The 11,873-nt window shown below is 69.9% G+C and carries 8 protein-coding genes and 1 pseudogene; 7 read left to right on the forward strand and 2 right to left on the reverse strand.

Annotated features, from left to right (window positions below):
• Positions 1 to 113: 113 nt before the first annotated feature.
• The 6 genes from ND748_RS15545 to ND748_RS15570 all read left to right on the forward strand — a co-directional run bounded on the left by ND748_RS15545 (position 114) and on the right by ND748_RS15570 (position 6,194).
• Positions 114 to 1,094, forward strand: a complete 981-nt coding sequence (locus tag ND748_RS15545; RefSeq protein WP_374215934.1) for a carbohydrate ABC transporter permease — start codon at positions 114 to 116, stop codon at positions 1,092 to 1,094.
• An 83-nt stretch (positions 1,095 to 1,177) separates the two neighbouring features.
• The gene (locus ND748_RS15550) at positions 1,178 to 1,999 is read left to right on the forward strand and encodes a carbohydrate ABC transporter permease (protein ID WP_251746522.1); all 822 of its coding nucleotides are present in this window, start codon (positions 1,178 to 1,180) and stop codon (positions 1,997 to 1,999) included.
• A 149-nt stretch (positions 2,000 to 2,148) separates the two neighbouring features.
• Positions 2,149 to 2,976: a GNAT family N-acetyltransferase gene (locus ND748_RS15555; RefSeq protein ID WP_251746523.1), complete on the forward strand. Its 828-nt coding sequence runs from the start codon at positions 2,149 to 2,151 to the stop codon at positions 2,974 to 2,976.
• Positions 2,977 to 3,945: 969 nt separating this feature from the next.
• Positions 3,946 to 5,211 (forward strand): zeta toxin family protein, encoded by a 1,266-nt coding sequence (locus ND748_RS15560; protein ID WP_251746524.1) that lies wholly within the window; start codon positions 3,946 to 3,948, stop codon positions 5,209 to 5,211.
• Positions 5,201 to 5,404 carry a hypothetical protein gene (locus ND748_RS15565; RefSeq protein WP_251746525.1) on the forward strand — a complete coding sequence of 68 codons (204 nt, stop codon included), beginning with the start codon at positions 5,201 to 5,203 and terminating at the stop codon, positions 5,402 to 5,404. The genes ND748_RS15560 and ND748_RS15565 overlap by 11 nt, the downstream gene beginning before the upstream one ends.
• A 325-nt stretch (positions 5,405 to 5,729) precedes the next feature.
• On the forward strand, positions 5,730 to 6,194 hold the full coding sequence (locus tag ND748_RS15570) for a nuclear transport factor 2 family protein (RefSeq protein ID WP_251746526.1): 465 nt from the start codon (positions 5,730 to 5,732) through the stop codon (positions 6,192 to 6,194).
• A 115-nt stretch (positions 6,195 to 6,309) separates the two neighbouring features.
• Here the strand turns inward: ND748_RS15570 and ND748_RS15575 are convergent, their stop codons facing one another.
• Positions 6,310 to 7,935, reverse strand: a complete 1,626-nt coding sequence (locus ND748_RS15575) for an FAD-dependent oxidoreductase (protein ID WP_251746527.1) — start codon at positions 7,933 to 7,935, stop codon at positions 6,310 to 6,312.
• Positions 7,936 to 8,249: 314 nt separating this feature from the next.
• Positions 8,250 to 9,587, reverse strand: coding sequence for an ATP-dependent 6-phosphofructokinase (locus ND748_RS15580; protein ID WP_251746528.1), 1,338 nt, complete (start codon positions 9,585 to 9,587; stop codon positions 8,250 to 8,252).
• Between the two features lie 1,885 nt (positions 9,588 to 11,472).
• Here ND748_RS15580 and ND748_RS15585 point away from each other — a divergent pair.
• Positions 11,473 to 11,873 (forward strand): annotated as a pseudogene (locus ND748_RS15585) (hypothetical protein); the annotation flags it as partial.

The following is an 11,873-nucleotide window of genomic DNA, read 5'->3' on the forward strand; positions in this document are numbered from 1 at the left end:
CCCCCCCCCCCCCCCCCCCCCCCCCCCCCCCCCCCCCCCCCCCCCCCCCCCCCCCCCCCCCCCCCCCCCCCCACGGGGGTGGCGTCCGCCTGCCGGAGAGGAAGTTCCAGACCGTGTTTGTCGAAGTCGCGCCGTCCGGCGCCGCGAGGATCTCCGGCGGCGGTGGGGCCGCGGTGGCGATCCCGGCCCAGCGGATCCAGGCGGCCCGCCCGCCGCTGGCCCGCCGCGCGCTGGGCGCCCTGCCGCCCTATCTCTACCTGCTGCCCGGCCTGGCCTGCCTGGTGCTGTGGACCTACAAGCCGATCGTCGAGGCCGTCCAGCTGTCGTTCTTCCGCTGGAACCTGCTGCCCACCTCGCCGAAGACCTATGTCGGACTCGAGAACTACCGGCGGGTGTTCACCCTCCCCCAGTTGCGCGGCGCCGCCGAGAACACGCTCTGGTACATGCTCGGCCTGATCCCCTTCTCGATCATCCTGCCGACCGCCATCGCCCTGGGAATCCGAAACCTGGGCGACCGATCCCGGGCGACATACCGTGCACTGATCTTCCTGCCGATGCTCATGGCGCCGGTTGCCACGGCCGCGGTGTGGCGCTGGCTGCTGGACCCCAAGGGAATCGTCAACCACACGCTCGGACTCGGCTCCTACAACTGGCTGCGGGAGGAGCGGACGGCGCTGCTCGCCATCCTCGGGATCTGCGCCTGGCAGATCCTCGGTTTCGCCACCCTCGTCATCTCCGCCGGCCTGACCGGCATCAGCGCCGACTACGCCGAGGCGGCCGAGATGGACGGCGCCTCCCGCTGGCAGGTGACCCGTTGGGTGACGCTGCCGCTGCTGCGCTCGACGCTGCTGTTCATGCTGCTCATGACGGTGCTGCTCTCCGGCCAGTGGACGTTCCCGCTCCTCGACGTGCTCACCCAGGGCGGCCCGGCGGACTCCTCCACGAACATCTACTACCTGCTCTGGGAGTACGGCTTCCGCAGCCTCGACTCCGGTCTCGCCTCGGCCGCCGGCATCGCGTTCTTCGCCGTCTTCGCCGTCGTCGCCGCGTTCCTGGTGAAACTCGCCGACCGCTACAGCTTCGCCGACAACTGACCGGGGCCGCGCCGCCCCGACCGACTCCCGTCTGCCCCGACCGACACCCGTCTGCCCCGCCGAGCCGAGGACACGAACACACGATGAGCAGCGTGCGGACATCCCGCCTGCGGGCCGCCTCCAGCCACTCCATGCTCGCCTTCCTGAGCCTGATCAGCCTCTTCCCGGTGTACTGGATGTTCGCGAGCTCGTTCCGCCGCCGTGGCGACACCTTCGACCAGTCGTTGCTGCCCTGGCCGCTGAGCCTCGGCAACTACCGGCAGGTCTTCGACAGCCTGGACGTCGTCGGCCTGCTCGGCAACACCTTCGTCATCGCCGCCGTCACCGCCGCCGGCCAGCTCGTCATCTGCCTGCTCGCCGGGTACGCCTTCGCCGCCTGGGAGTTCCGTGGCCGGACGGTGCTGTTCATGGCATTCGTGGCGACCTGGCTCATCCCGTTCCAGGTGACGATGATCTCCAACTATCTGGTGCTGTCGAACCTGGGTCTACTGAACACGCTCGCGGGCGTCATCGTGCCGAACCTGTGCTCGGCGCTGGCCGTGCTCATGCTCCGCCAGCACATGCAGGCGTTTCCGCGGGAGCTGCTCGACGCGGCCCGCATCGACGGGCGGGGGTCGTGGACGACGCTGTGGACGGTGGTCGTGCCGAACCTGCGCCCGGCGTTGGCGTCGCTGTCGATCCTGCTGTTCATCTCCGCCTGGAACGAGTACTTCTGGCCCGCGCTCGTGCTTCAGCGGGCGAACTCGGTGATCCAGCTCGGCATCCGCGGCTTCCTCACCGACGAGGGCGACGACTGGGGCGCGGTGATGGCCGCCTCGGGCCTGGCCTGCCTGCCCGTGTTCGCGCTGTACCTCGCCATGCAGCGCCAGGTCATCGACGCCTTCGTCCGCTCCGGCCTGCGCTGAGAACACCGGGAACCCGGAACGCCCGAGCCGGAACGTCCGAAAACCGGTGGTGGGCTCGGACCGACTCCCGCCATGCTGGCCCCATGCCTGGGACACCCCCCGCCTGGACCATGCCGACATTCGCTGGCAGCCGCGTACGGCTGGAACCGATGGACGCCGGCCACATCGACGGTCTGGTCCGCGCCGCCACCGAGAACCGGCGGACCTACGGTTTCACCGACGTCCCGGCGACCCCGGAGGCGATGGCCCGGTACGTGGCGACGGCCATCGCGGAACGCGAGCGTGGCCTGGCCGTCCCGTTCGTGCTCCGAGAGCGGTCCACCGGTCCCGGCGGCGCTGATTCCGGCAGCACGAATTCCGCCAACACCGATTCTGGCAGCGCCGGCCGGATCGTGGGCGCTACCCGCTTCCTCGACCTCGGCTTCTGGCGGCCGACGGCGAGCCCCACCGGATCAGGCCCCTCGGACGCGGCAGGCCACCGCACCACCTTCCACTGGTCGGCCGCGTCGGGCTCCGGAACGGCAGTCCACAGCTCAACGACCACGACCACCACGGCGACCACGATCACGGTGGTGATGGGCACACCGACGGCGGCCACCCCGACAGCGGCCACGCCGCCTCGTGAGGCCTCGACCGCGTCCGACTCGCCGGAGGCCCCACCGTCGGTGGCCGAGATCGGTTCGACGTGGCTGGCGGCGTCGGCCCAACGCACCGCCGTCAACACCGAGACGAAGCTCCTGCTACTCGGCCACGCCTTCGACACCTGGGCGACGCTGCGGGTCTGCCTGAAGACCGATGCACGCAACGCCCGCTCCCGCGCGGCGATCGAACGGCTCGGCGCCCGTTTCGAGGGCGTCCGCCGCGCCCACGTGCTCGCCTTCGACGGCACGGCCCGCGACTCCGCCTACTACTCGATCGTCCGCGCCGAATGGCCCGCCGTACGCGCCGGCCTCGTCGCCCGGCTGGCCCGCCCCTGATCAGACCGCCCCTCCCCCGTCGGTCCGCCATTCACCTGTCCGCCTCGGCCCGGGTATCCCCATCTCAGCCGGCGATCCGGGTGCCCACCCCCGTGACGATCACAGAAAGTAACGGCAAGGGATCCACCGGTCCGCGGCCCGGCTGCCGTGGACGCCTGCCGGGCGGCGGCGCGCACATGTTCGTACCGGGTCTATCCGGCGGGTTCGCGGCGTTCCGCGCGCGTACTGGCGGCAGAGGTCGATAACCTCGGTCAGCAGGAACTTCCGCGCTGCCGTCCATCGAGGACAAGTGGCCGGACGACGGCTTGCACCTTCCAATGCTGACGGCTGATGCCGTCACCGAATGCACGTGAATCTCCGTACGGCAGACGCCGACCGAGTCACACGGTGTAGGCGCCGAGAATCTCGGCCAGATTCGTGGTCACGCAGATGACGAGAACAGTTTCTTCACACCGGGAGAAGAGTTACCGTCGGCTTGTTGCACCAATGGGCTGACGACCGCCCCGGGGGAATGCATGACTCCACGCCACTCCTCGGCGAACGCACCATGACGACTCTCGCCGAGTTTCATCGCGTCGAAACTGACAATGAGCAGATCGACAACGGTGCCGAGATTCGCGCCCGCGGCCAGGACGGACCCCGGCAGGTAGAAAGATTTTACGACCGGTCGACGCGGACGGCCACCGCCGGCGGCCCGCCCGACGCCGAATGGATGGCAGACAGGGAACCACCGCCGAAAGGCACGGAGAATCAGGCGGACCGAACGTTCGAGAAGGAACGGCGCTGGCGCGGCGAATCTTCGGGCGCAGAAACCGCCGACGACCGTCCGTTCCTGAGGTCGACCCAGCAGGACGACAGCCCGGGACGTTACGCTCGACGGTGCCGAATCACAGGTGGTCTTCTGGCCGCGGCCCGTCCACCCAGCGATTCTTCACTGGCCATGTCACACGGACGATCCAGGCGGTCGCAATGACCCCGGCGGACTTCCGCGGCCCGGACATGGCTGCCGCACCGAGGGAACTCACGGACTCCGACTCGGCGCCGGTTCACCCCGAGCAGTCCCGGGCCGCCCAGGTTGCTCACAAACTTGACCTGCTGGACGATTCGGCCTCAGCGCGAGAGTCCCGCTCCACCGCGAACACTCTCGACTCGCTGACGCCATCCGAGGGGCGGCATTCCACCGACCGGCCGCCCTCTACCGACGAGCCGCGCGCAGCCGACCAGTCGCCCGACGCAGACCGGTCACCCATCGAGAAAAAGCTGGATCTCCTCGACAGTGCCCACGGCCGGCACCCGGGTCCGGGTACGCCCGCCGACCAGGCGGCGCTGGAGACCCCCGTTGACAGCCGCGGTTCACGTCTGCCGGAGCCACGTTCGGAGGCAACCGCTTCTGCGCCGGACCTGGATAGCTGGGCCGTCCCTGACACACCGAAGACCCTTCCCCACGGTCATCCGTTACTCACCCGAACAGACACATTCAGCACTCCCGCGCGTGCCACCTTTCGCGAGAATCTGTGCAAGGAGGTGATCGGTGAGACCAAGCCCCCCGAGGATGGCCGCCCCGTCCTCTATCTCATGGGCGGCGGTGGCGCCTCCGGCAAGGGACATCTGCTGGATGCCTTGCTCCATCTGGGAACGATCAGGGGTGACGACGCGGTGCACCTTGATCCTGACAGTCTGAAGACGAAGATTCCTGAGTTCGGTGAGATCGTCCAGGCCGGAGACTTTCGCGCCGCCGAGGTGGTTCACGAGGAGAGCAGCAGCCTGGCCAAGACGGTGCTGGGACAGGCTATGGAGCGCCGCCTGAACATCATCTACGACAGTACGCTCGGCAACCCGGACAAGACCCTCAAGCTGATGGACGACGCCAAAGGGCAAGGGTACGAGGTACACGTCTTCGGCGTGAGCGCCGATGTGGAACTCGCCGTGCAACGGGCCGCGACCCGGGGCGAGCAGTCGGGACGCTACGTGCCGATCAAGCATCAACTCGATGCGCACCGCGGCTTCTCCCAAGGGTTCGAGCGTTACGCCGAGAAGGCCGACAGCGCATATCTTTACGACACAAACAGTGCTCCGAGACAGATGGCAGTCAAGGAGTTTGGAGGTAGCCTAGAAATTTTGGATCCGCGAGCATACGAACGATTCCAGGCCAAGTCGGACATCAACCCGGATGCAACGGGCCCCGCCACCTTGTACATCAGGAGAGACCAGGAGGGACAGTCGGATGGCCGATGAAGAGACCAACGATGACGTCGAGGCTCGTCGGCGCCGAGAGTTCAATGAGGCGATGCGAGAAGCTCGCGAGATCTCGCCGGAGGAGTGGGAGGCCACGAAAGAGAGGATACGCGAGAAGGAGGAGGAGCAGGACCGGAGTATTTTCGGCGACAAGAAGCCGACGGCGTGGGTGGACAAGTACATCGAGCCGTGAGGAATTCCATTGTGAGGTGAGTGCGGGCTGCGCGAGTCCGCCGTCCAAGCACCGCCGGTCGCCGTTGGCCGCGTGCCCAGCGCAACACCGCCCGCGAGACAGCGCGCCCGCAGGGCGGTGAGGTGTGCAGTTCGACGACGATCCGGGATCGGGCCGGCATCGTCCCAGCACCGTCTGGCGTGCCCGTGCGGCGCCGGTGGTGCAAGGTGGAGATGCCGCGCGAGCGGGGACGTTCAGGGTGAACGCGTCGAAGGGATGGGCAGGTGCGCATGGCGTGGATCAACGATGACACGATCACGGTCGCGGAACCGTCGGCGGTGGCCGCATGACCGCCCAGGGATCCACGGGTCGGCTGCTGGCCAAGCTCGTGTCGTCGGTACCGGCCACCATCAGCCCGGCGGACGCCCGTGCGCGGATCGCCGCGTACTACGCCAGCTACGCAGCGGGTGACGTCGCGGGCCGCGAGGCGCTGTTCAGCGACGACTGTCTCGTGGAGGATCCGGCCGGGTACGTCGTCGCCCGCGGCGCCGAGGCCCTGCGCCGGTTCTTCGTCGAGGGGATACCCCCGGACTGGTCGGTCTCGTTCCGGCTCGACCGGGTCGCGGTGGTGGGCAACGAGGCGGTGGCCACGACGCTGTCGGTCATCGACGCCGGTGCCCGCGGCGGGCTCGAGAACGTCGTCACGACGCACTTCGTGTTCGACGACGCCGGTCTCATCCGCAGCCTGCGCACCTTCTTCGACGCCGACTCGATGAACGATCCCCCGACGGGCGACCCCAAGGCGAACTGACCCGGCACGCAGCGAGGCCGGGCCCGCGGTGCGGACCCGGCCTCCCGGGGCTCGATGTCAGGCCAGTCGGTTCAGATCAGCCGATTCAAGCCATGTCGATTCAGGCCACGCCGATTCAGGCCACGCCGACGGGGGTCCGACTGAAGGCGACCTGCTCGCCGGCCACGTAGGCCATGGTCATGCCCGTCCACAGCGTGGTACCGCCGCCCGGGTAGCCCCAGCCGAGCGGGCTCGCCGCGGCGTTGCCCGCCGCGTACAGGCCCTCGATGACCCCGCCGCGGGCGCGGCGCACCTGGCCGTTGACGTCCGTGCGCAGGCCGCCGTTGGTGCCCAGCGTTCCGGGGTAGATGCGCACGGCGTAGTACGGGGCGCGGTCGACGGGACGGATCTTGGAGCCGGTCATGCCGCGCGGCCGGTCGAAGCGCGGGTCGACGCCGTCGGCGGCGTACTTGTTGAACTCGGCGACGGTCTCGGTGAGGTGGTCGGCGTCGACGCCCAGCTTCTCGGCGAGTTCGGCGATGGTCTCGCCGGTCGCGACCCAGTCGGGGATGGGATCGCCGGGCTTGAACGACAGGATCTGCTTGCGCGAGCGCACGCCCTCGTCGAAGACCATCCACGCGACCTCGTTCGGGAAGTCGATGGTCGTCGCGTCGAACTCACCGAAGGCGTGTGCGAAGTCGTGGTACGGCTGGGCCTCGTTGACGAACCGGTCGCCGTGCGAGTTGACGATGATGGTGCCGCCGGCCGCGCGGGCGTCGTCGAAGGTCGGCAGCGGGACACCGAGGGTGAGGTCGGTCGGGTCCATCATCGCGCCGGAACCCCAGAACGAGTGCATGTTGCCGAGCAGCGCCCCGGCCTCCATGCCCATGATCTGCCCGTCGCCGGTCGCGTGCTGGGGGCTGATCGGGTACAGCTCGAAGCCGATGAACGCGGACACCAGCTCGCGGTTCCACTCGAACCCGCCGCTGGCGAGCACGACGCCGCGCCTGGTCTCGATGGTGGACGTCGTGCCGTCCGCGCCGGTGACCCGGATCCCGCGCACGGCGCCGTCCTCGCCGAGGAGCTGCTCGGCGCGGGTCTGCATGCGCACCTCGATGCCGCGGTCGAGGACCCCGCGCAGCAGGCCCGCGACGATGGCGCTGCCCTTCGTGCGAACGTCCTCGCGGTTGCGCCGCTCCAGCTCCTCCGGGGTGCGTTCGAGCTGCCCGATATCCTCGGCGAGCATGTTGCGGGCCACCTGACCGCGCACCGCCACCTTGGTCTGGATGCGGGCGGCCCAGTCCGGCAGCAGCTCCCCGACGGGGAAGGGGAGCGGCTCGCAGGAGCGCCCGCCGTACTTCTTCCCCGGGATGTCGTACGCGGCGTAGTAGTCCGGGTACTTCGCCATGGTCGTCATCTTCAGCGGGGTGTGCGTCTCGATGTACTCGAGCATCTCGGCGCCCCGGTCCACGCACAGTTCGAGCAGCTCGGGGTCGGCCACCCGGCCGGACAGGCGCCGGATGTAGGCGAGCGCCTCCTCGCGACTGTCGGAGATGTCGAACTCGGCCTGGTGCTTGTTGAGGGGAACCCACACGATCCCCGCCGAGACCGAGGTGCTGCCCCCGACGACGGCGGTCTTCTCCAGCACCAGCACGCGCGCCCCGGCGTCGGCGGCCCGGACCGCGGCGGTGAGTCCGGCGGCGCCGGTACCCACCACGACGACATCGGTGGTCTCGTCCCAGGAGGTGGGGGTCGTGTCCATCTGGCTCCTCGTGATCGCGGCTCTGCATCAGCGTCCTCGTGCGGCGGCGGCGCCGTCGCCGCCCCGTGGCACGCGGATCGTCAGAGGCCCGCAGAGGTCCTCGGCGGTACACAGCCCGGGGCCGGCCGGCGGGGTACGCCCCCGTCGGGGAGAGGAATAGAGCATCCTGAACATAACCGCGCTGTCAGAAACGGGCAACCGGCGTCAGCCCGGGCGCGTCCGGCCGGACGGCGCAGACGCACGAGAGCGCAGGCGATCAGCCCCGTCCGCGGTTCCCCAGACGTGGCTTCGATGTCAGAAACAAGAGGACTGGCCTACTCGAAGTGGGGGGGCTGGCCGGTGGCCTCGAGGACGGACATCCACAGGTCGCCGGCGGGGTCGACCTGGTTACGCTGGCTGACGGCGAGGCCGATCGGGATGTGGATGAAGCGGCGGCGCCACCGGCCGACGACCATCTCGGTGCGCCCGGACATCGCGGCGTGCACGGCGGCGTGGGCGAGCCGGATCGTGTAGACGTTGTCGTACGGGTTGGCCGGGACGCTGCGGATCGCGTAGCTGGGGTCGATGTACTTCAGGTTCAGTTCGACGCCCTCGTTGGCGAAGTGCTCGGTGATCCGGCGGGACAGCACCGGACCGACGTCGTGCAGCTTGCGGTTGCCCGACGCGTCGGAGCCCTCCGGCTGGTCGGTGATGAGCTCCTGGCCGGCGCCCTCCGCGACGACGACGACGGCGTGCCCGCGCTCGACCACGCGGCGGCGCAGGTAGTTCAGCAGGCCGCCCTCACCCTCCAGCTTGAACGGCAGTTCCGGGATGAGCACGACGTCGGCGTTGCTCTTCGCCAGGGTCGCGTAACAGGCGATGAAGCCGGAATGCCGGCCCATCAGGCGGACCACGCCCATGCCACCCGGTGCGGACGTCGCCTCGGCATGCGCAACACGGATCGACTCGGCAGCCTTGCCGAAGGCGGTCTGGAAGCCAAAGCTCTGATCGATGTAGGGGATATCGTTATCGATCGTCTTCGGGATGCCGACGACGGCGATCTTCTCGCCGCGTTCGGTGGCCACCCGGGAAATCTCCTTGGCGCCCCGCAGAGTGCCGTCCCCGCCGATGACGAACAAGATGTTGATGTTCATCCGGGAGAGGCAGTCGACGATCTCGCCGGGATCCTGCTGGCCGCGAGAGCTGCCGAGAATCGTCCCGCCGTCGTCGTCGATGTTCGCGACGCTCTCCGGGGTCAGATCGACGGTGTCGTAGCCGTAGCGGGCGATGAAGCCCTGGTAGCCGTTGCGGAATCCGAAGATCCGCCGGACCCGGTAGTGCGAGGTCAGCTCCAGGACCAGCCCGCGGATGACGTTGTTCAGCCCGGGGCACAGACCGCCACAGGTGACGATGCCGACCCGGGTCTTGGACGGGTCGAAGTAGATCTTCCGACGCGGGCCGGCCGGCTCGAACCCCGGTAGTTCGGCAAGGTCGACCTGCCGGGCGGCGATCATCGACGTGGTGTCGTCGTAGAGGACCTTGTCCGCCTCGTCGATGTAATGCTGTGTCGTCGGCCGTTCCCCCAACAGGGGCATAAGAGGGGATTCTATCCGGCAGGCCCCCAGGGTCTTCACCGACAGATCGGCATTATCCACAAGCAGTGGCGCACCCACCGTTGCCCGGCCCTCACGTCTCGCTCGGCGTTTCGTCTCTTCGCGACTTCGCTCCATACATACCCCGGGCGGGGCGGCGACGGACGCCGCCGATCATCCCAGTTCTTCCAGACCGAGACTACCGGGCCAAACCAGCCGTCACGGGGGCATCGCCGGGTCAACCCGGCCACCAGCGGGCCGAAACATGCGCTTCATCGTCCGGAAACCGGCGAAACGCCGGCCGAACCCACCCCGTACTTGTCCCCGGCGGACACCTCGGTGCCCGCCGGAGAACCGGCCGCCCGACCCGGCGCCGGCGGCCGTCTGCGCGCGGCCGGGCCCCGTCCGACTGGTGGGACCTGCATGAACCCGGCCCGGCCCCCCGGGCGGGTGGGAGCACGATCGCCCTGCTCACGTCGCCCGTCACGGGATCGGATGCCAGCACCACCAGCCTCCGTCGAGGCAGCCCACGCCCGCCTGTCGCCCCGTCCGCGCACCGCCTTGTCCACCGGCCGTCGCGTTCTCCGACCGCCCCGTGGGCGGACCTTCCTGTCCGCCGCCGTTGCCTCCGTCCGATCGGGCCGTGCGCGGAATACCTGCCCGGAGACCATTTCGCTGTAAAAGCTGCCCGATTCGCGGTCCGCCGGGTGTCACCGAGACATGTCAGGAACATGACGGCGACGGCGTGGGGCGATCCGGCTGGCATCTGCCGGACACGGGCGTTCTCCCCGGCCGGCCGCGGCCTCCGCTTCAACAGGCCGCCCGGATCACACCCCACGGTGCCGTCGGCTCACCACCCGTCCGGGCGACGTCGACCCGCAGGCCACCGTCCGCCACCAGGACCTCGGACCCCTCCACGGGGGCCGGTTGGACCGGTGTGGCGGCGGCCCTTTGGCGCTCGAACACGGTCCGGTCGCCCCTGCCCCGCCGTTACCCGATCCGGGAAGCTCAAACCACGCTCACGCCGACCACGGGGCGCATGGGGAGGTCACGGTGCACGTCATCGGGCACGGCCGGATCGGCGGGCGACGCCCACCGCGGTGGCCCACTCGGACGGTCACCGCCGGCCTCACACCGCCTGTCGGTCGGAACCCGGACGGGGGCGCGACAGGCTGACACCGGGCTCGGGATCGTCGCACCGCCGGGGTCCGCCCCGGACCCACGGCCGAGGATGCGACGTCACCCGACGCAGACGGCTGCGACCCGCGGAGGGATCGGGTCGGAGCCAACCAGGTACGGCGCGGCGGCCACCGACGCGATGGCGAGCGTGTCGGTGGGGACCGACCGCCGCGCCGTGCCCGGACCTCCCCACCCATGGAGTCCGGCGTCCCTCAGCCCCGTCCGGACCATCCTGGATCCCGCGGGCACTCAGCCCGGGCCCCGAGGCAGGACACCCGCAGGCATCAACCCGCCCCTGGCGCACAGAGCGGCCTTCCGGCAGGTGGACCGCGGATCGAGCACTCGCAGCACGTTCGCCCCTTCGACGGACGCGAGCACCGTCTGATCACCGCTGACTGCAGATTCAGCCGAGTGAACCCGACAGGGGCGGGGCCGAGCGCGGTCCGCAATGCACGGTCTGAGCACGCAGAACGTGCGCATCGCACCGCAACAACTCCCGCGCCCCGTGACCGGCCGTTGCCGGTGATCGCCCACGACCCCGAGTGGATGTAGATGCGGATGTCCTGTTCAGGGCGGCCATCCTCCCGGGCACCGATTCCCTCCGCGGAGGCGGGGTTCGGCCTGGGGATCTGGACGGCTCGGCGGGGTGCGGCGACGTTAGGCGGTCGGGAAACCGGCGATGTTGTCGGACGCAGGCCGTAGTGTCGGCTCAAGCGGAGGCGCGGACCACAACTGGCCGCGGCCGCCGCGCCCTGACCCCGCCGTCCGTCCGAGGAGCCGATGTCCGTTGTCCGCCCGTGACCTGGTGCGCAGCCGGTCGCTTCGGCTGTTGGACTATCTCGCCGCGCTCGCCGCCGAGCGCCGCGGCGCCCCCCGCCGTCAGCTCGCCGACTACTCTCCCGCCCCGATCCTCCCGGCCGCCGTGCCCACGCACGCGGACGTCCGCCTCGGCCCGTCGAACCGGCGCGACGCGTGGCTGGAGATCGATCGGACGACGCCGCCGCGGCCGCCCGCGTGGCCCCGAGCCCTCGACGCGATCCTTGGCCCCACCGGCGTCAATCCCGACACTCCACCCACGATCCCCTCCCCCGCGCCCGCGGGTGAGGCCGCCCGCATCGGCGGCCCAGGCGGCCAGGCCACCGCGATCAGCCCGGACGTCGCGATCGGCCCGGACGTCGGGATCGGCGA

The organism is Frankia sp. AiPs1 (assembly GCF_023716945.1).
GTDB lineage: Bacteria > Actinomycetota > Actinomycetes > Frankiales > Frankiaceae > Frankia.